The sequence below is a fragment of the Chlorobaculum sp. MV4-Y genome (assembly GCF_025244685.1).
Taxonomy (GTDB): domain Bacteria; phylum Bacteroidota; class Chlorobiia; order Chlorobiales; family Chlorobiaceae; genus Chlorobaculum.
Genome location: NZ_CP104202.1, coordinates 322,083 through 345,365, shown reverse-complemented (window position 1 = coordinate 345,365; position 23,283 = coordinate 322,083). Strand labels below are relative to the sequence as shown.

Here is a 23,283-nt window from a genome sequence, read left to right as displayed (position 1 = left end):
TGCCTCTAACATTCAGATAGCTTACCTTTGGTGGAAAGGAACAAGCGCGACGCAGGTGTCTGTTCCATAATCACATTCCGGCCAGAAACCAGCTTCCTGCCAGCATGAAGAAACAACTGCTTTCCTGGTTGAGGCTTCTGGCCTCGTTCATCACTCTCCTCGTGGCGGCTGTCGCCGTCAACCAGCTCTACAGTCTTTCAGTAGTGCTGAACGGCCTTCTCCCCTACTCCGGCTATGCATTCCTTACCCTTTGGGGTCTCTTTTTCGCCGTTACGCTTTTCACCGGTCTGCAGCTCTGGAACGCACCAAAAGTGCCTCCACTGGCCGACCGGGTAGGAGGCAACAACTTCGAGCCGTATATCGCGTATCTGGGCAAATCGCTCGCCGTGCATCACGCCCATCCTGACGGCGGCAAAGAGGAGCACGACCTGCGCTGGATCAAGGCCAATATCAAACTCCACGAGGTCGATGCGCTCAACACAACCAAAACCGTAGCCACGAAAAACTTCTTCATCGGAGCCTTCGCCCAGAACACCTCCTACGGTACAACGACATCGCTGGTCAACAACATCAAGCTTGTCTGGAACATCTACGCGAGATACCACCGCAAACACTCGATCAGAGAGTTCCTGCGGCTGCTCAGGTCGGTCTACGAGTGCCTGCCGCTGTCGGATTTCAACAAGGAGGAGCTTCCAGCGCATATCAAGCCGATCATCCAGTGCTCGTTCAGCAACACACTCTCCTCGCTTTTGCCAGGCGGAAACCTGCTGACGCCCTTCTTCCTGAACCTGTTCCTTGCGGGTGCAACCAACACCTACCTCACCTGCCTCGCGGGCATCATCGCCTCGAAGCACTGCCAGGTGCTCTCGCTCGAAGACAAAGATGAAATCATCCAGCAAAGCATGTTTGAAGCGGCATTCATGCTCAAGGAGATCGTCAAGGAGTGCAACCCGATTCTCTCCGTGACGATCAGCAACGCCGTCAAGAAAGCGGGCATCGAAAGCCTCGACACCGTCACCGCACCGACATCGGGCAGCAGCGTGGCGCAGGACATCGTCTCTCACCTGGCCAGCTCGATCAAGCATATTATTATGGAAAGCGGAAAAGAGTAGAGAGACGTAACGGGTTTATTCATCCGCCCCGTCCATGCTGCGCAAATTCGAAGCCTTTATTTGCTCCTCAGCCCCCTGAAAAAATCCTGCAGCAAGCTTTCGGCTTTACGCTCCATGATGCCGCCGTAGACTTCGGGCTGGTGGTTAAGGGTTCGACAGCCGGTGATATTGAGCACGGTTCCTGCGGCACCCATCTTGGGATCCCACGCGCCGAAGACCACCCGACCGATTTTCGACAGCACAATCGCTCCGGCACACATCGGACAGGGCTCAAGTGTGACGGCGAGCGTGCATCCTTCGAGATATTTGCTGTCGAGTGTGGCCATCGCCGAGGTGAGGGCGATCATTTCGGCATGCGCAGTGGCGTCAGAAAGGGTCTCCACCTGGTTGTAACCACGTCCAATGACTGAGCCGTTGGGATCGAGCACCACCGCACCGACCGGCACCTCCTTGCTCTCATAAGCCTTGATGGCTTCCCGGATAGCCAGTTCCATACAGTAATTCAGGTCATGCATGAGCGACAAAAGAAATCTGCGCTTGGTTCCACAGGGGTTTCAGCAAAAGGGATTTTTTATTATCATAAGGTTTAAACCTCTTTTTCATTCCGCGTTGACGCCGGTCTTGTCCGGCAATCTTTCTATCATAACCATAGAACTTTTGCTATGAATATTCATGAGTATCAGGGCAAAGGCATCCTGAAGCAGTTCGGTGTGGCCGTTCCCAAGGGCATAGTAGCATTTTCGGCTGAAGAAGCAAAACAGGCAGCAATCCAGCTCTTCGAGGAGCAGTCGAGCCCCGTGGTGGTTGTCAAGGCCCAGATTCACGCCGGTGGTCGCGGCAAGGCGGGTGGCGTCAAGCTGGCCAAATCGCCTGAGGAGGTGTTCGAGATTGCTCAGAAAATGCTTGGCGCGACCCTGGTGACGCACCAGACCGGCCCCGAAGGCAAGGAGGTTCGCCGCCTGCTCATCGAAGAGGGCATGAATATCGACAAGGAGTTCTACCTCGGTATCACCCTCGACCGCGCCACATCGAGCAACGTGCTGATGGTTTCGACCGAAGGCGGCATGGAGATTGAGAAGGTGGCTGAAGAGACCCCCGAAAAGCTGCTTAAAATCCACGTCGATCCGGTCTATGGCCTTCAGGGCTTCCAGGCTCGCGAAGCAGCATTCTTCCTTGGCTTGCAGGGTGAACAGTTCCGCAACGGTGTCAAGTTCATCGAGGCGCTCTACAACGCCTACACCACCATCGACGCCTCGCTGGCCGAGATCAACCCGCTCGTCGTGACTAAGGAGGGCCGCGTGCTCGCACTCGACGCCAAGATCAACTTCGACGACAACGCCCTCTACCGCCACAAGGAGTACCTCGAACTGCGCGATGTGAGCGAAGAGGATCCACTCGAATACGAGGCCTCGAAATCGAACCTCAACTACGTGCGTCTTGACGGCAACGTCGGCTGCATGGTCAACGGCGCGGGCCTGGCGATGGGCACCATGGACCTCATCCAGCTCTCCGGCGGCAGACCGGCCAACTTCCTGGACGTAGGCGGCGGTGCAAGCCCCAAGACAGTCGAAGAGGGCTTCAAGATCATCCTCGGCGACAAGAACGTCAAGGCGATTCTGGTCAACATCTTCGGCGGTATCGTCCGCTGCGACCGCGTGGCCGGTGGCGTCATCGAAGCCGCCAAGAACATCGGCCTGAAGGTACCGGTGATCGTGCGTCTCGAAGGCACAAACGCCACTGAGGCTCAGAAAATGCTCGACGAATCGGGTCTCAACCTCATCTCGGCCAAAGGTCTGCGCGACGCCGCCGAAAAGGTGCAGAAAGCGCTCGCCACGGCATAAATCCCGCACACGAATACAAACGGAAAAGCCCGTCTCCACAGAACTTCATGGAGGCGGGCTTTTCCGTTTTGCCACTAACAGGAGAAAAAATTGAGGTTTCTTGCAAGCCGCGCTTGCAAATTTCAAAAAAAAAGCTGGGCGAAAGGATCAACCAGCCTATCGCCCGGCTACGTCAGCAACAACCCGTCCTTCTCCGCGATTCATCGTTTACTCACACATTCATCTTCACACATCACAATCAACTATAACACATAACATGGCGAAGAAGAGCCGGAACGTTGCTGTCACTCAACACGCAAAGAACAACACATCACAACCATACTCAAAAACATTCAACACAAAAACTCATTGTATCATTCAGCTCATCCCTTACAACTATTGAGACGATGATGCTCAAACTTCCTTGCACGTTTTTTATTTTTTTCAAAAATAATTTTGCCCTGTCGAATCCAGCCGCTCCTCACTCGTAACGCAACGCCTCGACTGGCTTGAGAGCGGCGGCTTTCCGGGCGGGCCACAAGCCAAAAAACAGACCGATCAGCACGGAAAAGCCTGTGGCAAGCACCACCGAGAACATCGAGGTTTTCACCGCCCACCCGGCAAAGGTCGAGAGCATCACCGAAACACCGACGCCAACCACGATACCGATGATGCCGCCGGTGAGCGTCATGCCCACCGATTCGATCAGAAACTGAAGCATGATATCCCCTTTCCGCGCGCCGATGGCCTTGCGAAGGCCAATCTCTTTGGTGCGTTCAGTCACCGAGACCAGCATGATGTTCATGATGCCAATACCACCGACCACCAGCGAAATAGCCGCAATCGAGCCGAGCAGCATACTCATGGTCTGCGTCGTAGCGCTGAGCATCTGCTGGAACTCCGTCATGTCACGGATGTTGAAGGAGTCATCGTCATCGGGCTGAATCTTGTGCCTCTTGCGGACGAGTGCGTCGATGGCCTGCTTGGCCGGCTCTATGTTCTCCGCACTCGACACCTCGACGTAGATGCTGTCGAAGTAGTCCTTGCCAAGCACCCGATACATCGCGGTCGTCACCGGGATGAGCACCACATCGTCCTGGTCGCGGTGACCGGCGAAACCTTTCGGCGGTGCGACGCCGATAATCGTGAAGTTGATGCGGTTGATCTTGATGGTTTTGCCAACAGGATCCTCGTTGCCGAACAGCTCCGAAACCACGGTCGTGCCGACAATGGCCACCTTGCGGCGCGACTGAATCTCCTGGGGAGTGAACCACCGTCCGATGGTGGGCGTCGCATCACGCATTTTGGCGTAATCGTACCCAACACCTTCAACAGTACTGTTCGTGTTTTTGTCGAGATAGACCATCTGGGCCGAACCGGTCACATCGCCGGAGACATAATTGACCAGAGGCTTGAGTTCCGCAATGGCCTCGGCATCCTGCGCAGTGAAGCGCGTGAAGGTACCCGATCCCTGCGCGGCTCCCATGATCTTGGCCGAACCGCCCCGGATGGAGAGCAGGTTCGAGCCCATCGACTTGAGCCGCGCCTCCATCGACGCCTTCGCCCCCGTGCCGAGCGCCATCATCGCGATGACCGAGGCGACACCCACCAGAATACCAAGCACCGAAAGCAGCGTCCTGATCTTGTTGGAGGTGATCGACCGGAGCGCCTGCAAGACGAAACCAAGCATCCGAGATGGCTTGAAGAGCGGCTGGTGCTCGACCTTCATGACCGCCTGTTTCGCTTCGGGCCGGAACTCCATGTCCTCTTTTTTCCGGTCTTCGATGATCTTCCCGTCCTGCATGGTAATCACCCGCCCGGCATATTCGGCGATGTCCGGCTCGTGCGTCACCATGACGATGGTCTTGCCCTGCCTGTGCAGGTCGGTGAGAATCCGCATGATCTCGTGCGAATTCTTTGTATCAAGGTTACCGGTCGGTTCATCGGCGAAGATGAGCATCGGATCGCGGATCAGCGCCCTGGCTATGGCCACCCGCTGCTGCTCGCCGCCCGACATCTGGCTCGGACGATGACCGGCGCGGTGACCAAGCCCGACCATTTCGAGCCGCTTCAGCGCGTCCGAGCGAAAATCGCCGCGCTCGTCGCTGTAGATGCAGGGCAGCATCACATTGTCAATGGTACTCATGCGCCCGAGCAGGTGGAACTGCTGGAAGACAAATCCTGCGACATTGTTGCGCAGCGTCGCCAGCTCGTCGTCGTTCAGCTTGCCGACCTCCTTGCCCATGAGCCGATACTGGCCGCTGTCGGGCACATCGAGCAGACCGAGGATGTGCATGAGTGTGGACTTGCCCGAGCCGGAGGCCCCCATGATGGCCACGAACTCGCCCTGCTCGATGGTCAGGCTCACGCCATTCAGGGCTCGAACCGGACTCTCGCCGATGGTGTAGGTTTTTCTGATGTCAACGACTTCGATCATTGGCTCTTCTTCTGCTTGTCACGCGGCGGGGAGGGCAGGAATGGATTGCTGCCGCCATTGTTATCCTTCGGCAGAACAAACGCATTCTCCCTGACCACAACAACATCCGATGCCGACAGGCCGCTCTCGATCTCGACGTTGCTGTCGTCCTGCAAGCCGAGTTGCACCGGTACTTTCCGGACAGAATCGGGAGCCGCCGCCCGCATCAGCACGAACGACCGCCCGTTCTGGCTCTTGACAGCCGCGAGCGGAAGCGTGAGCACGTTCTCTTTCTCGTTGACGATAATGTCGATATTGGCGCTCATGCCCGACCGGAACACCTCGGGCACCTTCACGGGTGCGATGTCAACGTGGTAAATATTGACGTTGTTCACCAGGGTGGACTCGTAATAGATATGATCCACGACCCCTTCGACGTGGATGTCGGGATAGGCGTCGAGGCTGATCTGCGCCTTCTGGCCGACTTTCACGCTGCCGATGTCGGTTTCGTCAACGTCGGCCTGCACGATCAGCCGGTCGGAGAGCACCATCACGGCGTCGCTCGTGGTGATGGTCTGGCCCGGATTGAGGCTGCTGACGATCACCTGCCCGTCGATGGGCGAAATCAGCACGGTCTGGTTATAGACCTTGTTCCAGTAATCGATTTCGCTCTGCCCCTTCTGCGTGGCCGCGTCGAGCAGCGCCGCGCGTTCGGTGGAACTGACGAGCGCGAGCACCTGCCCTTTCTTTACGAAATCCCCCTCTTTGACGAGAATTTTGTCGATGCGTCCGCTCACGGGCGACTTGATTTCGAGCCGGTTCTGCGGCCTGATGGTGGCCGTGGTCGAAACCATCTGGCGGATCGCGCCGACCGTCGGGCGGTACTCGCGATACGAAACTTTCGGCTTGCCGACAAACGCCGTTCTGTACACAACATAACCGGCGACCAGAGCGATGACGACGGCCACCGCTCCCCAGATGAGTTGCGGTTTACCTGCTTTCAAGAGTACCTCCTTTTGCCTGAACCCAGTCCGCCTCGGCGATCAGCAAATTGGACTGGGCATTGAGATATGATTTTTTCGCGCTGACGAGATTGTCTTCGATAATCGTCCAGTCGTTAAACGAAATCAGACCCGCCGAGTACTGCGCATCGGCGATCCGCGCCCGCTCGGAGGCGGCGGCGAGATATTTTTTCTGGACATCCACATTGCCCGAGGCATCGATAAAATTCTTCCACGCCTGCGCGAGATTTCGCTTGAGCGAAAGATAGAGGCTCTCCTCGTCGGCGGAGAGCTGATTGACCACCGCCCGCGCTTTGGCGACGCCCGCCCGTCCCGCACCGCCCGCGTAGATGGGCACCGACACATCGATGCCCGCCTGCCAGTCGGTGCGGTCGGGCGGAAGCTGCCGGAATGCGCTGTTGCCGAAGCCGGCGCTCAGGTAAACCGACGGCATGAACGCGCTCCGGGCCGCCTGCAAGCTGTATCCGGCAGCACTCTTTTGCGCGGTGAGATTGAGATAGGATGGACTCTCCTTCGCGATGCGGTCGAAATCAGGCAACTGGCGGGTGTTCTCGTTCGCCGTGAACTTGCCGGTCACGCGAAGCGCACCGGAAGACGAGCGGCCAAGCTGCGTCGCCAGCACCACCTGTGCCAGTTCGAGGCCACGTTTCGACTGAGCAACTTCGTACTCCGCCTCGGCAAGATCGGCCTGCGCCTTGCTGAGCGAGCCGATATTCTCCGTGCCCGACTTGTAGAGCAGAGCGATCAACCGCAGATTCTGCTTTCTTTTCGTCATGATCTCCTGGGCGAGCGCCACCTGCTTCTGTGCGGTCAGAAGCTGCACGAACGCCGTGCGCAAGGCGTGGCGCGTGGCGACTGAAACCTCGCTTTCATTGTACCTCGACGCCTTGACCGTTTCGCTGGCGGAGCTTACCTCGCTGGAGGTTTTCGCGCCGTCGTAGAGCAACTGGCTGGCGTTGACGCTGTACGACCACGCCCCAACCGGAGCCGCGGCACTCGAGCCCGAACGCTCGCCGCCCGCCGACGCGCCGACGGCGGGAAGCATTCCGCCCTTGACAATATTTCGCTGCTCCTCGGACTGCCGGACGCTTTCCGCCGCCGAGCGCAGATCGGGATGATGGGTGGCCGCTTCGGCAAGGCACTGCGCCCAGTCGAGCGTTGCCGCCGTCGCGGCTGAGGCTTGCGGCAGGCAGGCGAAAAGCGGCAAAAGAGCAACAAACAAAGCTGACCTGAGTAGTCTCATAATCCGGATGTGATTATAGAAAAAGTTGATAATGGCTCACGGGTTTGACGTCTCAGCCCCCTGTTTCCGGCGCTTCGAGCGGAAATTCCCGATGCCGGGCTTTTCGACTTGAAACCAGATGCCGCATGGCGCTTTAACGAAATATCGTATCTTCACACCAAACCTGAAACAGCGACTCCACCATGCTCGAAGCACGAAATCTCTCTCTTTCGGCAGGCACCAAAGTGCTCCTGCGCGACACCTCATTCCGGATCGGCGACAAGGATCGCGCCTCGTTGGTCGGCCTGAACGGCACCGGCAAATCCACGCTCTTGCGCCTGCTCAGCGGCCAACTCAAGGAGGACGGCCCCCAGAGCGACGGGCAGATCATGAAGTCCGCGACCACCACCATCGGCTACCTTCCGCAGGAGATTTCCTTCGAGGGCGACCTCGACAAAACCGCGCTCCAGTACGCTCTCGAAGCTAACAAAACGCTGCATGAACTTTCTGAAAGGATTTCGCGCATGGAGCACGAGCTCGCCCTTCCCGATCAGGATCACGCGAGCGACGAGTACCACAAGCTGATCGAACGATTCAGCGACGCCTCGCACGACTTCGAGCGGCTCGGCGGCTACCGGATGCAGTCCGATGCCGAGAAGATTTTGTCGGGCCTCGGCTTCAGCGGGGCAGATTTCTACAAAAAGGTCAAGGAGTTCTCCGGCGGCTGGCAGATGCGCCTGCTCATCGCCCGTTTGCTCTTGCAGAACCCGACGCTGCTCCTGCTCGACGAGCCGACCAACCACCTCGACATCGACTCACTCCGCTGGCTCGAACAGTACCTGCTGAACTACGAGCACAGCTACCTGATCGTCTCGCACGACCGCTTCTTTCTCGACAAGCTTACCACCAAAACGCTCGAAATCGCCTTCAACGAAATCACCGAGTACAAGGGAAACTACAGCTTTTACGAAAAAGAGAAGGCCGAGCGCTACACACTCATGATGTCGCGCTACGAGAACGACCTCAAAAAAATGGCCGACCTGAAGTCATTCGTCGATCGCTTCCGCTACAAGGCCACCAAGGCGCGGCAGGCGCAGAGCCGGTTGCGCCAGATGCAGAAGCTCGAAGAGGAGTTGCAGGCGCCGGAGGAGGATCTGTCGCAGATTTCATTCTCCTTCCCGAAGGCCAGACCATCGGGCCGCGAAGTGCTGCGGCTGGAGGGCGTCTCGAAGTCGTTCACGCTGCCAGACGGCACGACCAAAACCGTGCTCAAAGACATCGACCTCGAAATCATGCGCGGCGACCGCATCGCCATCGTCGGCTCGAACGGCGCGGGCAAAACGACGTTTTGCCGGATTCTTGCCGACGAGATCGACTTCGAGGGCAAGCGCCAGACCGGCCACCACGTCAGCATGAACTACTTCGCGCAGCACCAGACCGACAATCTCGCGCCGGAAAAGAGCGTCCTTCAGGAGATGATGGACGCCGCCCCGACCTCCGAGGCGCAACGCCGCGTGCGCGACATTCTGGGCTGCTTCCTCTTCAGCGGCGACGCGGTGGAGAAGAAGACCGCCGTGCTTTCAGGAGGCGAAAAGTCGAGGGTGGCGCTGGCCAAGATTCTGCTCCAGGCCTCGAACCTGCTCATCATGGATGAGCCGACCAACCACCTCGACATGCGCTCCAAGGAGATGCTGATCGACTCGCTCGAAAACTACGACGGCACGCTCCTCATCGTCTCGCACGATCGCTACTTCCTCGACAGCCTCGTCAACAAGGTGTTCGAAATCAAAAACGGCTCCGTTCAGGTCTATCTCGGCACCTATGCCGAATACCTCGAAAAAGCGGAAAAAGCGTGGGAAGAGGAGAAGAAACAGCAGGCTGAAACCCAGGCGAAAGAAGAAGCTGCACGCAAAGCCGCTACGGCGAAACCTGTCGAGAAAAAACCAGCCGCGCCCAAAGCGAACAGCAAAAAGATCGCGGCAATCGAAAAGGAGATTCAGCGGCTGGAGGAGTCAAAAAAACAGCACGAGGATATGATGGCCCAACCCGTATTCTACGAACAATCCGCAGAAGAGACGCGCAAAGCCACCGCAGAGTACGAAGAGCTGTGCAAAGAGCTGGATGTGCTCTACCAGTGCTGGGAGGAAGAAGCAGGGTAATGGAGAAAAATGGACAACATGGATAATCCAGGACGAACTTGGTCATTAGGCGAACAAAGTCCATTCCGTCCGCCTCGACAGCCAGAGCCGTCGCTCACTTCCCCGCCAACACCCGCAGGCCGGCCACTCCGGCGATGATCAGAAAAATGCAGAAAACTCGCGCCAGATCGCGCGGTTCGTTGAAAAGCAGTATCCCGGCCACAGCAACACCCGCCGCGCCGATGCCAGTCCAGACGGCGTAGGCTGTGCCGACCGGCACGGTTTTCATCGCCACGGAGAGCAGCCAGAAGCTCACCAGCATCGCCGCGATGGTCAACGCCGACGGCACTGGTTTGGTGAAGCCCTCGGAATATTTCAGCCCCACCGCCCAGACGCACTCAAACAACCCGGCGACAAACAACATTAACCACGCCATAACACCTTTTTCAAGCGATTAAAGGATCGGTCGATCAGGGCAAACACGCAGGTCTGCCCCTACATTATCAATTGTCAACTATCCATTATCCATTAAACCTTCACCCAGCGCTTCTCACGATCAGAGTCGAGCCCGGCCTGCATCACCTTCTGGATGGCAAGGCCGTCGCGGAAGCTTGCGGCGTCCTGCAGGATAACCGGGTCACCACTCTTCAACGCCTTGACGATGCGATGTGCAAGGAAAGCAAATCCAACGGCGAAAATGCCGTGCACGGCGAGCGATGAGAGTTTGATTTTCTCCTGAAGCACGAGCTCGTCCCACGGCAGCATCGGCTCCAACTGCTTCCAGCGCGGCGCGTCGATGAGGCTGCGACCGCCCTTGACCTCACCGTTGACGATCTCCCAGAGACGACCCGCGCCGTCCAGCCGGATCGTTTTCAGGCTGCCGACCACTTCGAGCGAGAACCAGGTGTAGGAGCCGACGGTGGTCACATGCATGAGCGACGACGCACCGAGGGCCACCGACGAGGGACCGAACCTCATGAACATGGCGAAGCTGTCATCCGAGGTAACCGGCAGGCTCCTGCCGGGCCTCGAGGCGTCGGGGCGCTGCGGAATCGAGGTCGAGAGATTGCAGCACACTTCGGAGATTTCGCCGACAAGAAAGCGGTTCAGGTCGATCAGGTGCGAACCGAGCGCCCGAAGCGCGCCGCCGCCCCGCGATGCGTCGCTCCACCACGACCACGGAAGGTCGTGCCGGTTGCGCGAGGCGAGATTCACTACGGCACGCACCTCATACACCTTGCCGATCTCGCCGCTGTCGATCATCTGCTTCATGCTCCTGAGCGATGGATGGAACCTCAACTGGTGATCGATCAACGAGATACCGGGAGATTTCGACGCGAGCGCGTTCATTCGTTCGGCCTCCTCGACGGTCAGGGCAAAGGGCTTTTCGCACAGCACACCGACACTTTTTTCCAGCACGCCAGTCACCATCGGCTCGTGCAGCCAGGTCGGCGTGGTGACGCACACCAGGTCGAGCGGGCACTCGTCGAGCATCTCGCGCCAGTCGGCGTACCCGTTCGGAATGCCGAAACGATCCATGAACTTCTGGCGGCGACGTTCGGTCGGACTGGCGACCGCCGCCAGCACCACATCTTCCATCAGCGAAAAGGCCGGGGCCTGCGCCACCTGCGCCCAGCCGCTACCGATAAATCCGATTCTGATTCGTTTGTTCATCGTTCTGGTCATAAAAAAAGGGCGACCAAAAGATCACCCTTCATCGTTACGAAACTTGCCGCAAGGTCAGTCAACCTTTTGAAGCTTGGCCTGACGGGCCTTTTCGATGTACTCCTTCTGGATGTCGCGCGAAACATTGTATGCCTTCGAGAGGCTGTCGGAGCGCCAGAGGTGCGCGTCGAAGGCCATGCAGACATTGCGGAGGAACGGCACGCCGATTTCGGTGACCTTGACGCTCTTTTCACCAAGCACCACAATACCATCGTTCTCCATGTCTTCGAGACGGTAGCGGGCCACGTCGAGCTCTTCGGTGTAGAGCTTCGGGTCTTCCCACGAGGTCTCCTGGCGGCACATCAGGTTGAGGATGTGGCGGCGAAGCACCAGGTCTTCGTCGGTAAGCAGGTGACCACGCATGATCGGGAAGCGGCCCTTGTTGACCTCCTCCATGTAGCGGTCGTCGGTGCGCTCGTTCTGCGCGAAGGCGTACCAGGTGTCGCTGATTGACGAAGCGCCAAGCGCAAGCATCATCTGGGTGGTGTTCTCGGTGTAACCCATGAAGTTCCTGTGCAAAGTGCCGTTCTTCATCGCCTCGTAGAGCGCGTCGCCCTCAATGGCGAAATGGTCCATGCCAACCTCGTGATAGCCGATTGACTCAAGCATGGCGCGGCCCTTGTCGTACAGCTCCTGTTTGACGTCACCCACCGGCAGGTCTTCGAGCTTGAAGCGGCGCTGGCCTTCATAGAGATGCGGGTTGTGACCATAGCCGTAGAAGGCAAGGCGGTCAGGACGCAGCTCCATCACCTTCTGGATGGTGTCGGTCACTGTGGCAAGCGTCTGCTTGGGCAAGCCGTAAACAAGATCGAAGTTGACCGAGTTGAAGCCGATCTTGCGGGCCATGTCGATCTTCTCCTTGACCAGCTCGAAGGACTGGGGACGATTGATCTCGGCCTGAACGGTGGGATCGAAGTCCTGGATGCCGAAGCTCATGCGGCGGAAGCCGACGCTGTAGAGCGCTTCGAGGTGCTCTTTCGAAGTCGAGCGGGGTTGGTTTCGAAACTGAAGATGTAATCGTCCATCTTGTTGACATCCTTGAAAAGGGTATCGACAAGACGGATAAGATTTTCCGGGCTGAAGAAGGTCGGTGTGCCGCCGCCGATGTGCAGCTCCTTGACGTTGAGCTTGCCGGGAAACACATCGAGGTACATCTGCCACTCATTGATGAGGGCGTCGATGTAGGGCTTCTCGAACGAGTGGTCGTTGGTGCGGTGGGCGTTGCAGCCGCAGAAGTAGCAGTAGTTCTCGCAGAACGGGATGTGGATATACATGCTGATACCCGTGGTCTCGTTGCTCTCATTGAAGCCCTTGACCATAGCCTCTTTCCACTGCTCCTGAGTCACGCCATCCTCGCTCCAGGACGGAATGGTGGGGTAACTGGTGTAGCGCGGCCCGGGATTGCTGTACTTCAAAGCCAGCTTTGCGACGACATCTGTTGTCATTGTATTCTTCCTTGGCAAGTGTTATTTTTTTGTTTGACTGGTGAAAATACAAAAACTCCGCGAATTTTTAGCCCTCAAACTGCAACGGCTTTAACATGCACAAGGCCGGATAATCTCGTTTTTCCATGACACCACCATCCTCTGAGGCGCAGGCGCCGCTGATCGGCATCCTGATGGGTTCCGATTCCGATTTCGACATCATGAAAGAGGCCGCCACAGTGCTCGACGAGTTCGGCATTCCGTTTGAAATATCGGTCATCTCGGCGCACCGCACACCGGGCGACCTCGAAGCCTACGCTTCGTCAGCACAGGAGCGCGGCCTGAAGGCGATCATCGCCGGAGCGGGCGGCGCGGCGCACCTGCCGGGGGTCACGGCAGCCATGACTCCCCTGCCGATCATCGGCGTGCCGATCTACAGCAAGAAGCTCAGTGGTCAGGATTCACTTTACGCCATTGTGCAGATGCCCGCCGGAATCCCGGTGGCCACCGTCGGCATCGACAACGCCCGCAACGCCGCCTTGCTCGCCGTACAGATGCTTGCCCTCGGCGACGCCGAACTGATGGAAAAGCTCAAGGAGTTTCGCCAGAAACTTGCCGAAGCTTCACGCCAGAAAACTGCCAAAATCCGGAAAAAGCTGCGTGCGAACGGCTGAGTTCTGGATCGGGCGACTCGGCCTCGAACGTCATCCCGAAGGGGGCTGGTACCGCGAAACCTACCGCAGCGAGGGCGAGTACGGTTTCGACAGCAACAGCCTCTTCGGCTCGCCCCGCTCCTACGCGACCTCGATCTTCTACCTGCTCGAACGCGGCGACCGCTCGCGCCTGCACCGCATCAACTCCGACGAGCAGTGGTACTTCCACGCCGGTTCGCCGCTCGACGTGCACTGCTTCCCCGCAACCGGCGTGCCATCGTCGTTCACGCTCGGCGATGAGCCGGACGCCGGACAGGTACTGCACTCGTGGGTGCCAGCCGGAAACTGGTTTGGCGCGTCTCTTTCGGAACAGTCCGACGCCCCCGGCACATACACCCTCGTAAGCTGCGTCGTCGCTCCGGGCTTCGATTTCCGCGACTTCTCCTTCGCCGATTGTAAGGAGCTGACCGCAAAATTTCCCGCCCACGCCCGGATCATCGAAATGCTGAGTTGAAATGCGCCGTTCCGCGTAACGCTTTGGCAACGTCCGCAGCGATATTCAACGCATTTTTATTACATTCCAGCGTTTGTATACGATGAGGGCATCGATGTTTTTAACCTGACTTAAAGTGATGCCCGAAGCACTGATGAATTGAATCGTGAGAATTTGAACGAGATGAAAAAAAGGTCGTGATTGTCGGTGGCGGTTTTACCGGTCTGAACACTGCGAGAATCCTCAGCAACAGAAAGGATGTCGAGGTCACGCTCATCGACAGGAAAAACTACCACCTTTTCCAGCCGCTCCTCTACCAGGTCGCCATGGCCGCGCTCGGTGAAGGCGACATTGCCACACCGCTGCGCAACATGCTGGCCGGAAACGATAATGTCACGGTCTTTAAAGGCAACGTCTGCAACGTCGATCTCGAACAGAAAAAGGTGAAAACCGATTTCGGCGATGTCGAGTATGACTATCTCGTCCTCGCCTGCGGTGCGCAGCACCACTACTTCGGCAACAACTCATGGGAAGAGCACGCACCCGGCCTGAAAAACCTCGCCCAAGCGTCCGAGATTCGGCGCCGCGTGATGGAAGCGTACGAAGCCGCCGAACGCACGAACGATCCAAAAGAGCGCAAAAAGCAGCTCACCTTTGTCATTGTCGGCGGCGGACCGACCGGCGTGGAGCTTGCCGGGTCGATCGGCGAAATGAGCCGCTTCACCCTGTCGAGATTCTACCGCCACATTGACCCGAAGCTGACCCGTATCTTCATCGTCGAAGCCGCCGAGCGCATTCTTGGCACCTTCTCGCCCGAGCTGTCGAGCAAGGCGACCCGCGAGCTGGAAAAGCTCGGTGTGCAGGTCTGGACGTCGAGCATGGTGAGCGACGTGGACGCTGATGGCGTGCAGATCGGGCGCGAGCGCATCGAGGCCGCCACGGTGCTCTGGGCGGCAGGCGTGAAGGCATCGGAGATCGGCCAGGCGATGGGTGTCGAAACCGACCGCAGTGGGCGGATCGTGGTCGAGCAGGATTTGAGCCTGCCCGGTCATCCCGAGGTGTTCGTCGGCGGCGACCAGGCCTGCTTCACCCTCGAAAACGGCTCGACCCTGCCGGGCATGGCTCCGGCGGCGATGCAAGAGGGCAACGCCATCGGTCGGATGATTCTCGACGACCTGAAGGGCAAACCGCGCAAGCCGTTCAAATATCGCGACAAGGGGCAGATGGCCACCATCGGCCGCAACAAGGCGATTGTCGAGATCGGCAACCTGAAGATCAACGGTGCGTTCGCCTGGTTCACCTGGCTGTTGGTGCACATTTACTACCTTTCGACCTTCCGGCACCGCGTCTTCGTGCTGATGCAGTGGGCATGGTCCTACTTCACCTTCGGCTACGGAGCGCGCCTGATCGTCAACAAAGACTGGCGGTTCTACCCGGAGCGGAAATCTTCGCCCTGCGATGACAAAAGACCTGACACCGGTTCAGACAACACCGAAAAAGCACAAAAAAAAGAGCGTCTCCCAATCATGATGACACTCGACGCGCTTCTTTCCGTGACATTTCTGGTGCTCGCCGCGTATATTTGGTACTATGCGCCAGCGGTGAGCGGAAACAATGGCCGCGATCTGTTGTACTTTTCGATACTTCTCGGCGCGTATGGCATCTGGCGGGCAATCCGGAGCGTGATCCGCCATCGACGACGCGAATGGGAAGAATCTCTCTGACTTTTTTGCAGTAAACATTTTCTCTATCAAACTATCACGATGAACACTCCTGCAATGAATCTCGAAACCGAAAAGCAGCTTTTCTTTCACAATTACGCAAGGCTGCCGCTCGACATCGCCTACGGCAAAGGATCGTTCCTGTACACCTCCAGCGGTGAACGTTATCTCGACATGATCGCCGGCGTCGGCGTCAACGCCATCGGCTATGGCGACTCGCGCCTCGAACAGGCAATCGCCGAACAGGCCGCCAAATACATCCATGTCTCGAACCTCTTCATGCAGAAGCCGCAGTTCGACCTGGCCGCGAAGCTGCTCGAAATTTCGGGCATGTCGAAGGTCTTCTTCTGCAACAGCGGCACCGAGGCGATCGAGGCGGCCATCAAGCTCGCCAGAAGATTCGCATCACGTGACGGCAACGCCGACAAAACCCAGGTGCTCTCCCTGACCAACTGCTTCCACGGCAGAACCTACGGCGCGCTCTCGCTGACCGCCAAGCCGAAATACGTCGGCGGCTTCGAGCCGCTTGTGCCCGAAACCGGCATGATCGACTTCAACGACGCCAAAGACCTCGAACGTAAGGTTTCAAACCGCACGGCGGCGGTCTTCGTGGAGTTCGTGCAGGGCGAGGGAGGCATCCACAAGGTGAGCGAAGCCTTCATCGCGAAACTGAAAGAGCTGGCGAAAAAGCACGACTTCCTCATCGTGGCCGATGAAATCCAGGCCGGTTGCGGACGCACGGGCAGCTTCTTCAGCTACATGCCGTTCGACATCCAGCCTGACCTGGTCTGCATAGCCAAACCGCTCGGCGGCGGACTGCCGCTCGGCGCGATCATCGGCTCGGAGAAGGTCGCGGAGGTGTTCACCCCCGGCAGCCACGGCACAACCTTCGGCGGCAACCCGGTCGCCTGCGCTGCGGGTCTGGCGATGATCGAGGCGATCCAGGCGGACGGCTTGATGCAGAACGCGCTCGAAACCGGTGCGATGATGCGTGCCGCTTTCGAGAAAATGGCTGAGAAGCACGCGCAGATTCTTGAAATCCGCCAGTACGGCCTCATGATCGGCATCACGGTGCATCGCGAAGCGAAGTACTACGTCGAAGAGGCGCTAAAAAGAAATGTGCTGGTCAACGCCACCAGCAACAATGTCATCAGGCTTCTTCCGCCGCTCTCGATCAGCAAGGAGGAGGCGCAACTCTGTCTCGATACACTCGATGCCATCTTCACCGAAGAAGCAAAAGCGCAAGGTTGAGCCTGCGATAAAGCAGCCGCAGCCTTCGCCCAAAGCCGAACCCGCCGTCATGCCGCTCGGCGCGATGAACTACCTTTTCATCGCGCTGGGCGCGGCGGTGCTCGCCCTGAGCTACGCCGCGATGTACATCGAAAAATCGGTTGACGGCCTCTTCGCCCTCGACATCGCGCCATTCACGCTGGTTGGCGCATATGCGTGGATTCTGTTCGCGATTTTCTACCGGGGGAAAAAGAAACAGGACTGACCCGGAACCGGATCAATCCGCACCACTGACCCGCAGCCAGCCCCTCTTTACTTTTTTCCGCCCCGGAAGGCCCATAAAAAATGGTTATTTTTCGTCGATAGCAACCATATAGCCGGTACGGGGAAACCGCGGGAAAAATCATGATCGAAGAAAATGAACCCCCGAAAATCGTCCCGAAAAGTTTTGACAACGCCAGGCACTAGTCATCGAAGCAAACCAAAACGAACCATGATAGATGAAAGAGGTCAGAAACAACTGCTGCTTGGAGCAACGCTGCTGTTCTGCCTCGTCTCGTTTTTCCTCTTTGACCAGCTGCTGACACTCTTTTTCCACCGATTTGACACCGGACTCTGGCACGAAATCTGGAAAGCCATTACAAAAGCGGGGCAATCTGAATGGTATCTCGTGGGCGGACTCCTTCTGTTTGCAGGATTCTGGAAATGGAACCGGTGCCTCTCACTGAGCGGACTCTTTCTGTTCAGCACGGTGGCTGTCTCGGGACTGGCGGCGGATCTGGTAAAAGTGATCCTCTGCCGCGCCCGGCCCAAGCTTTTCCTGCAACATGGCATCTATGGATTCGACCTGTTCGGATGGCATTTCGACCATGCCTGGCAGTCGTTTCCCTCCGGCCATTCAGCTACAGCGCTAAGCGCTGCGCTGACGCTGTCACTGCTGTTTCCACGCTTCAGACCGGTGTTCGTCATCGCCGGAGCCACAATCGCCGCAAGCCGCGTCGTACTCTGCCAGCACTACCTGAGCGACATCGTGGCCGGATCGGCGCTCGGCGTCGTAACGGTCGTGCTCCTTTACCAACGCTATTTCCGCAATGCCCTCGATGAAACCGCAACTGTATAGACCCGACAGAAACATCCTCTTTGCCGGACTCGCCCTGTTCGTATTCCTGAGCTTCTTTGCAGGAATCGGCTCCGGCCCGCTCTTCGACGTGGACGAGGGCGCGTTCAGCGAGGCGACGAGAGAAATGCTCGTGTCGAAAAATTACCTGACCACCTACCTGAACGGCGCGCTGCGCTTCGACAAGCCGATTTTGATCTACTGGCTGCAACTGCTGTCGATCGAGTCGTTCGGCATCAATGAGTTCGCCTTCCGGCTGCCGTCGGCTATCGCGGCGACGCTCTGGGCGGGCGCAATTTTCTTCTTCGTGCGGCGCGAGCGCAACGAAACCGAGGCGATTCTGGCCACAGCACTGATGGCACTGTCGTTGCAGGTGAGCATCATCGCCAAGGCGGCCATCGCCGACGCAGTGCTCAATCTCTGCCTTGCGGTCACGCTGACGGCGCTCTTCACGCACTGGCGAACGAAGCGGCGATCGTGGATCTACATCGCCTTCGCGGCGATGGGCTTCGGCATGCTCGACAAGGGACCGGTGGCGATTCTCATTCCGGTCGTGGTCTCGTTCGTTTTCTTCCTCTCGCAGAAGGAGCTGAAGGCGTGGTTCCGGGCCATGCTCAATCCAACGGCCATCGCGCTTTTTCTCGTGATTGCGCTGCCGTGGTACGTGCTCGAATACCGCGAACAGGGACAGGCGTTCATCGACGGCTTTTTCATGAAGCACAACATTGGCCGTTTCGAAGGTTCGATGGAGGGTCACTCGGGTTCTCTCTTCTACTACATTCCGGTGGTACTCATCGGCATCATGCCTTCGACCGGGCTGCTTTTCGGCCTCTTCGCCAGCCTCAGACAACGCCTCGCCGATCCGCTCTGGCAGTTCTGCCTGATCTGGTTCGCTTTCGTCTTCGTTTTCTTCTCGCTGTCGGGCACCAAGCTGCCGCACTACATGATCTACGGCTACACGCCGCTTTTCATTCTCTTCGGCGCGGCATTGTCGAAAATCGAGCGCTCGTGGCAGCTCGCACTCTGGCCAACGGCTCTGCTGCTACTCCTCGCCGCCCTGCCATTCGCGCTGCAACACTTGATGCCTTCGATGGACAATCTCTTCATCCAGGCTCAGCTTCAGGGATTTCTGACTGAAATGGCGGCAATCCACTTCTCGCTGCTCATGCTCGCGGCGGCGGCGCTCTGCCTGCTGCTGCAATTCGCCCCGGTGCTCGCCCCGTCACTGCGATTCATCATCGGCGGAGCGTTCCTGACCTTTTCGTTCAACTTCATCGCCATGCCGATGGCGGCCAGAGTGATGCAGGAACCGGTCAAGGAGGCAGCGCAGTTTGCCCGGAAGGAGAAGCTCAAAATCGTGATGTGGAAGGTCTATTACCCCTCTTTTTTTGTATATTCAGGCTCTTTTGCCGAAAGGCGCTTCCCTGAACCGGGTGACGTGGTGCTGACCACCATCGACCGTCTTGAAAAGCTCGGACCTGTCGAGCGCCTGTATGGCAGGAACGGAATCATGCTTGTCAGAATGCCGACTCAACCGACTTCCCGATGAAACTCTCTGTCGTCATACCGCTCATGAACGAGGCCGAAAGCATCGGCCCGCTCTTCGACGCCCTCACCTCGGCGCTTCGGGGCATCGATCACGAAATCATTCTGGTCGATGACGGCTCGACTGACTCAACAGTTGCCGAAATCGAGCGCCTCGCTCCGGAGAACGCGCGCCTGGTGGTGCTCAACAAAAATTACGGCCAAACGGCGGCCATGTCGGCAGGTATCGACGAGGCGCAGGGCGACCTGATCGCCACGATGGATGGCGATTTGCAGAACGATCCTGCCGATATTCCGATGATGATCGCCCACCTCGAATCGAAGGGTCTCGACGTGGTAGCGGGACGACGCGCGGGACGGAAGGACGGCATGGTACTGCGCAAGATTCCGAGCAAGATCGCCAACGCGATGATCCGGAACCTGACCAACGTGCACATCCGCGATTACGGCTGCACGCTGAAGGTGTTCAAGCGCGACGTGGCCAAAAACCTCGGTCTGTACGGCGAACTGCACCGCTTCATTCCGGTGCTCGTGCAGCTTTACGGCGCAAGGATGGAGGAGGTCGATGTACGGCACCACGCGAGGAAATACGGCAAGTCGAAGTACGGCATCGGCAGAACGCTGAAGGTGCTGAGCGACCTCTTCTTCATGGTCTTTTACCAGAAATACGCGCACAGGCCGATGCATCTGTTCGGCTCGCTCGGCTTTATGACGCTGTTCCTCGGCCTCGGTATCGATTTCTACCTGCTCGCGCTCAAAATCCTCGGACACGACATCGGTGGTCGCCCGCTCCTCAGCCTCGGCGTCATTCTGACCTTCATCGGCATCCAGCTGATCACCACCGGCTTCATCGCCGAATTCATCATGCGCACCTACTACGAGTCGCAGAACAAGAAACCCTACATCATCAGAGAGATCATTGACAAAAGCAAGTAGCTCCATCAGAAGCAAGGTGCTCAAAACGGTGATCCAGCTCCTGCTCACCGTGGCGGCGTTGGCCATCGTACTGAGCAAGACCGATATTGGCCGACTGACTTCGCTCATGAGCCATGCCAACCCATGGCACCTCTTGGGCGCGATCCTCTTTTTCAACATCTCCAAGATCGTGAACGCCATTCGGCTGAACCGCTTTTTTATGTCAATCGGCCTGCGGCTCTCGGCATGGTACAACCTGAAGCTCTATTACCTCGGCATGTTTTACAATCTCTTCCTGCCGGGAGGCATCGGCGGTGACGGGTACAAAATCTACGTGCTGAAAAAAATCACGGCCTGACGGTCATCAATATTTTCGGCGCGGTATTCTGGGACCGTGTCAGCGGTATTTTCGCGCTCATTTTTCTGTCAGCGCTTCTGATCATCCCGAGCTCTTTCGCGACATTCTACCCCGGTGAAATGGTGTGGATATGGGTGATCGCCGGTGCGGCTTACCCGCTCTCACTGCTGCTGACCTGGCTCTTTTACCGACAGTTCATGCCGGTCTTCATCATCACAACATTTGAGTCGCTGGTGATTCAGGCAACGCAGGTCATCTCGGCCTGGTTCATTCTCATGGCGCTTTCGGCCACGGCGAACCAGATCGACTACCTCGCCATCTTCCTGATTTCGAGCGTCGCTACCATCCTGCCACTCACCGTTGGCGGAGCCGGAGCACGAGAGGTCACCTTCTTCTACGCGCTGAACCACCTCGGGCTCGATGTCAACACAGGCATTGCCCTGTCGCTGATCTTCTTCGCCATCTCGGCGATCTCGTCTCTCGTGGGAATTCTGTCGAGAATCAGGCATGAGAAAAGCGGCGAACCGTTACCGGCGGCCAGTGAGTGAAGAAAAGACGACAGTGACGTCAGAGGCACTAAAAACAGCAGCGTAAAACGAAAAGAGGAGATTTCAGCAATCTCCTCTTTTTCAGCCTATGATGCTACCCAATTGCCATATCCTTTACCCGGAGTTGCACGTATTCGCGACCGTTCCATTGATTTCTTTCGGGAATGCAGACCAACTGCAGGGCTGAGGCGGAACCGTGAGCTTCGAGATCGGTGAAAATATCGGGCCGGTCGAAAGCAATCACTTCGAATGACGGGCTGCGCTCGCCGCGCACCGTAAACTTGACGTGCCGCTCCCGAAGGAGCTTCGGCTTGCCGACGAGGCGGCAGCCGGTGGCGGTGAAAAGCGGCTCGCGGTTGGAGAAGCCGAAAGGGGCGAACTGTTCGAGCACGTTAAGGAAATTCGGGGTTATCTCGTCAAGCGTGAGTTCAGCATCGATCAGCAGCGCCTTCTGGCGGGCCTCGACCGGCAGCAATTCGCGGCACACCTCGTCAAAACGGCGCCGGAACGCTTCGAGCTGTTCCGGCCTGAGCGTCAGCCCCGCCGCCTGGTGGTGACCGCCAAACTGTTCGAGATGGTCACGGCACTCGTGCAAAACATCATAGATGTTCAGCTGATCGACGCTCCTGACCGAACCCTTGATGAGACCATTCATCCGGCCCATCACGACGGTGGGCAACTGATATTTGTCGAGCAGCTTCGAGGCAACGATGCCGAGCACGCCGAGATGCCACGTTTCGTCATACAGCACAATCGAAGAGCAATAACTGGCGCAATGACCCGCCACCATCGTTTCAGCGCGCGACGTAATTTCGGCATCGATCTCCCGCCGCCGTGCATTCAGCGCTTCGAGTTCCGCCGCGTGAAGGCGCGCCTCCGCCTCGCCGGAACAGAGCATCCACTGCATCGCCGCGTCGGCGGACTCCATGCGCCCGGCGGCGTTGATTCGGGGAGCAATGCCATAGGTGATGTTCATCATGCCGAACTCGGCGAGGTTGACCTTCATGTTCTCGGCCATCGCCCGAAAACTCACGCGGGGCGACCGGCGCATCAGCTCGATTCCCTCGTGCAGATAGACGCGGTTCTCGCCATGCAGCGAAACCATGTCTGCGGCGGTCGCGACGGCCACGAAGTCGAGATATGTCCGCCAACTCTCCACGCCATCCCCCCTCGCTTCGACCATTGCCTGCATGAGCTTGAGCGCCACGCCGCAACCGCAAAGCTCCCGGAAAGGATAACCGCAGCCCTCCACTTTCGGGTTGAGAATCGCGCACGCATCCGGAAGTTCTCCGGCCTCGTGGTGGTCGCAGATGATAACGTCGATCCCTTTACCCGAACACGCCTGCACCTCGGCAATAGCGCGAATGCCGCAATCCACCGTAACAATGAGCGACACCCCCTGTTCAAAGGCCCAGGCAATTCCGGCCTCCGAAAGACCGTAGCCTTCCGTGAAACGGTCATTGATATAGTGACAGACATCAGCCCCCATTTCACGCAGAAACAGCGAAAGCATGGCGGTCCCGGAGGTGCCATCGACATCGTAGTCACCATAGACCATGATCTTCTCGCCACCGGAAATCGCCTTCGACAGGCGGCCTACGGCGCGCTTCATGTCATTGAAAAGAAATGGTGACGGTATCTCGTCGAGCGAAGGACGAAAAAACCGGCGGGCCTCCTCGAAGCTCGAAATGCCACGATTGCACAGCGCGGCGGCAATGGGCGCGCTGACGTTGATCGCTTCGGAAAGAGCCTGAACCAGCGTGGGTTCGGGTTCAAGGCATGTCCACCGGTATCGTTTCATGAATGAATCCTTGAATCAGGAAA

The 23,283-nt window shown here is 57.8% G+C and carries 17 protein-coding genes and 3 pseudogenes; 12 read left to right on the top strand and 8 right to left on the bottom strand.

Annotated elements, in window-relative coordinates; all coding sequences use genetic code 11:
- The first annotated feature begins 104 nt into the window (after positions 1-104).
- On the top strand, positions 105-1,112 hold the full coding sequence (locus NY406_RS01655) for a hypothetical protein (RefSeq protein WP_260534917.1): 1,008 nt from the start codon (positions 105-107) through the stop codon (positions 1,110-1,112).
- Between the two features lie 56 nt (positions 1,113-1,168).
- Here NY406_RS01655 and NY406_RS01650 read toward each other — a convergent pair whose 3' ends face one another.
- Positions 1,169-1,627 carry a nucleoside deaminase gene (locus NY406_RS01650; protein WP_260633722.1) on the bottom strand — a complete coding sequence of 153 codons (459 nt, stop codon included), beginning with the start codon at positions 1,625-1,627 and terminating at the stop codon, positions 1,169-1,171.
- Positions 1,628-1,774: 147 nt separating this feature from the next.
- Here NY406_RS01650 and sucC point away from each other — a divergent pair, with 147 nt between their 5' ends.
- Positions 1,775-2,953 carry an ADP-forming succinate--CoA ligase subunit beta gene (gene sucC, locus NY406_RS01645; RefSeq protein ID WP_260534915.1) on the top strand — a complete coding sequence of 393 codons (1,179 nt, stop codon included), beginning with the start codon at positions 1,775-1,777 and terminating at the stop codon, positions 2,951-2,953.
- 460 nt (positions 2,954-3,413) lie between these two features.
- On the opposite strand, the gene NY406_RS01640 is transcribed toward sucC, so the two are convergent.
- From NY406_RS01640 to NY406_RS01630, 3 genes are read right to left on the bottom strand one after another with little or no spacing between them, the layout of a single operon-like run.
- Positions 3,414-5,369 carry an ABC transporter permease gene (locus NY406_RS01640; protein WP_260534913.1) on the bottom strand — a complete coding sequence of 652 codons (1,956 nt, stop codon included), beginning with the start codon at positions 5,367-5,369 and terminating at the stop codon, positions 3,414-3,416.
- Positions 5,366-6,352 carry an efflux RND transporter periplasmic adaptor subunit gene (locus NY406_RS01635; protein ID WP_260534911.1) on the bottom strand — a complete coding sequence of 329 codons (987 nt, stop codon included), beginning with the start codon at positions 6,350-6,352 and terminating at the stop codon, positions 5,366-5,368. Before NY406_RS01635 ends, NY406_RS01640 begins: the two co-directional genes overlap by 4 nt.
- Positions 6,339-7,613 carry a TolC family protein gene (locus NY406_RS01630; RefSeq protein ID WP_260534909.1) on the bottom strand — a complete coding sequence of 425 codons (1,275 nt, stop codon included), beginning with the start codon at positions 7,611-7,613 and terminating at the stop codon, positions 6,339-6,341. The genes NY406_RS01635 and NY406_RS01630 overlap by 14 nt, the downstream gene beginning before the upstream one ends.
- A gap of 182 nt (positions 7,614-7,795) precedes the next feature.
- On the opposite strand from NY406_RS01630, the gene abc-f reads away from it, so the two are divergent.
- On the top strand, positions 7,796-9,751 hold the full coding sequence (gene abc-f / locus NY406_RS01625) for a ribosomal protection-like ABC-F family protein (RefSeq protein WP_260534907.1): 1,956 nt from the start codon (positions 7,796-7,798) through the stop codon (positions 9,749-9,751).
- Between the two features lie 94 nt (positions 9,752-9,845).
- Here abc-f and sugE read toward each other — a convergent pair whose 3' ends face one another.
- From sugE to hemN, 3 genes and pseudogenes are all read right to left on the bottom strand, one after another.
- A complete protein-coding gene (sugE, locus tag NY406_RS01620) occupies positions 9,846-10,166 on the bottom strand; it encodes a quaternary ammonium compound efflux SMR transporter SugE (RefSeq protein WP_260534905.1) in 321 nt (106 codons plus the stop codon).
- 92 nt (positions 10,167-10,258) lie between these two features.
- Positions 10,259-11,404, bottom strand: a complete 1,146-nt coding sequence (locus NY406_RS01615) for a Gfo/Idh/MocA family protein (RefSeq protein ID WP_260534903.1) — start codon at positions 11,402-11,404, stop codon at positions 10,259-10,261.
- Positions 11,405-11,470: 66 nt separating this feature from the next.
- A pseudogene (gene hemN, locus NY406_RS01610) lies at positions 11,471-12,900 on the bottom strand (oxygen-independent coproporphyrinogen III oxidase).
- 125 nt (positions 12,901-13,025) lie between these two features.
- Between hemN and purE the strand changes: the two are divergent.
- From purE to NY406_RS01565, 9 genes and pseudogenes are all read left to right on the top strand, one after another.
- The gene (gene purE / locus NY406_RS01605; RefSeq protein ID WP_260534901.1) at positions 13,026-13,553 is read left to right on the top strand and encodes a 5-(carboxyamino)imidazole ribonucleotide mutase; all 528 of its coding nucleotides are present in this window, start codon (positions 13,026-13,028) and stop codon (positions 13,551-13,553) included.
- A complete protein-coding gene (locus tag NY406_RS01600; protein ID WP_260534899.1) occupies positions 13,540-14,046 on the top strand; it encodes a cupin domain-containing protein in 507 nt (168 codons plus the stop codon). The genes purE and NY406_RS01600 overlap by 14 nt, the downstream gene beginning before the upstream one ends.
- Before the next feature lie 176 nt (positions 14,047-14,222).
- Positions 14,223-15,491, top strand: a pseudogene (locus NY406_RS01595) (NAD(P)/FAD-dependent oxidoreductase); the annotation flags it as partial.
- 297 nt (positions 15,492-15,788) lie between these two features.
- Complete coding sequence (locus NY406_RS01590) at positions 15,789-16,997, top strand: aspartate aminotransferase family protein (RefSeq protein WP_260534897.1); 1,209 nt, start codon at positions 15,789-15,791, stop codon at positions 16,995-16,997.
- A complete protein-coding gene (locus NY406_RS01585; RefSeq protein WP_260534895.1) occupies positions 16,960-17,241 on the top strand; it encodes a hypothetical protein in 282 nt (93 codons plus the stop codon). Before NY406_RS01590 ends, NY406_RS01585 begins: the two co-directional genes overlap by 38 nt.
- 228 nt (positions 17,242-17,469) lie before the next feature.
- Complete coding sequence (locus tag NY406_RS01580) at positions 17,470-18,096, top strand: phosphatase PAP2 family protein (RefSeq protein WP_260534893.1); 627 nt, start codon at positions 17,470-17,472, stop codon at positions 18,094-18,096.
- Complete coding sequence (locus NY406_RS01575) at positions 18,077-19,642, top strand: ArnT family glycosyltransferase (RefSeq protein ID WP_260534892.1); 1,566 nt, start codon at positions 18,077-18,079, stop codon at positions 19,640-19,642. Before NY406_RS01580 ends, NY406_RS01575 begins: the two co-directional genes overlap by 20 nt.
- On the top strand, positions 19,639-20,574 hold the full coding sequence (locus NY406_RS01570; protein WP_260534890.1) for a glycosyltransferase family 2 protein: 936 nt from the start codon (positions 19,639-19,641) through the stop codon (positions 20,572-20,574). Before NY406_RS01575 ends, NY406_RS01570 begins: the two co-directional genes overlap by 4 nt.
- Positions 20,558-21,459, top strand: a pseudogene (locus NY406_RS01565) (lysylphosphatidylglycerol synthase transmembrane domain-containing protein). The gene NY406_RS01570 and the pseudogene NY406_RS01565 overlap by 17 nt, the downstream one beginning before the upstream one ends.
- Positions 21,460-21,553: 94 nt before the next feature.
- Here the strand turns inward: NY406_RS01565 and recJ are convergent.
- On the bottom strand, positions 21,554-23,260 hold the full coding sequence (gene recJ / locus NY406_RS01560) for a single-stranded-DNA-specific exonuclease RecJ (RefSeq protein WP_260534888.1): 1,707 nt from the start codon (positions 23,258-23,260) through the stop codon (positions 21,554-21,556).
- Positions 23,261-23,283 lie beyond the last annotated feature (23 nt).

Bases quoted from the DNA above. Each gene is read 5' to 3' on its own strand.
- NY406_RS01575 (WP_260534892.1), top strand. From the start codon at position 18,077: ATGAAACCGCAACTGTATAGACCCGACAGAAACATCCTCTTTGCCGGA.
- abc-f (WP_260534907.1), top strand. From the start codon at position 7,796: ATGCTCGAAGCACGAAATCTCTCTCTTTCGGCAGGCACCAAAGTGCTC.
- NY406_RS01570 (WP_260534890.1), top strand. From the start codon at position 19,639: ATGAAACTCTCTGTCGTCATACCGCTCATGAACGAGGCCGAAAGCATC.
- NY406_RS01655 (WP_260534917.1), top strand. From the start codon at position 105: ATGAAGAAACAACTGCTTTCCTGGTTGAGGCTTCTGGCCTCGTTCATC.
- NY406_RS01590 (WP_260534897.1), top strand. From the start codon at position 15,789: ATGAACACTCCTGCAATGAATCTCGAAACCGAAAAGCAGCTTTTCTTT.
- sugE (WP_260534905.1), bottom strand. From the start codon at position 10,166: ATGGCGTGGTTAATGTTGTTTGTCGCCGGGTTGTTTGAGTGCGTCTGG.
- sucC (WP_260534915.1), top strand. From the start codon at position 1,775: ATGAATATTCATGAGTATCAGGGCAAAGGCATCCTGAAGCAGTTCGGT.
- NY406_RS01615 (WP_260534903.1), bottom strand. From the start codon at position 11,404: ATGAACAAACGAATCAGAATCGGATTTATCGGTAGCGGCTGGGCGCAG.
- NY406_RS01640 (WP_260534913.1), bottom strand. From the start codon at position 5,369: ATGATCGAAGTCGTTGACATCAGAAAAACCTACACCATCGGCGAGAGT.
- recJ (WP_260534888.1), bottom strand. From the start codon at position 23,260: ATGAAACGATACCGGTGGACATGCCTTGAACCCGAACCCACGCTGGTT.
- NY406_RS01630 (WP_260534909.1), bottom strand. From the start codon at position 7,613: ATGAGACTACTCAGGTCAGCTTTGTTTGTTGCTCTTTTGCCGCTTTTC.
- NY406_RS01585 (WP_260534895.1), top strand. From the start codon at position 16,960: ATGCCATCTTCACCGAAGAAGCAAAAGCGCAAGGTTGAGCCTGCGATA.
- NY406_RS01580 (WP_260534893.1), top strand. From the start codon at position 17,470: ATGATAGATGAAAGAGGTCAGAAACAACTGCTGCTTGGAGCAACGCTG.
- purE (WP_260534901.1), top strand. From the start codon at position 13,026: ATGACACCACCATCCTCTGAGGCGCAGGCGCCGCTGATCGGCATCCTG.
- NY406_RS01650 (WP_260633722.1), bottom strand. From the start codon at position 1,627: ATGCATGACCTGAATTACTGTATGGAACTGGCTATCCGGGAAGCCATC.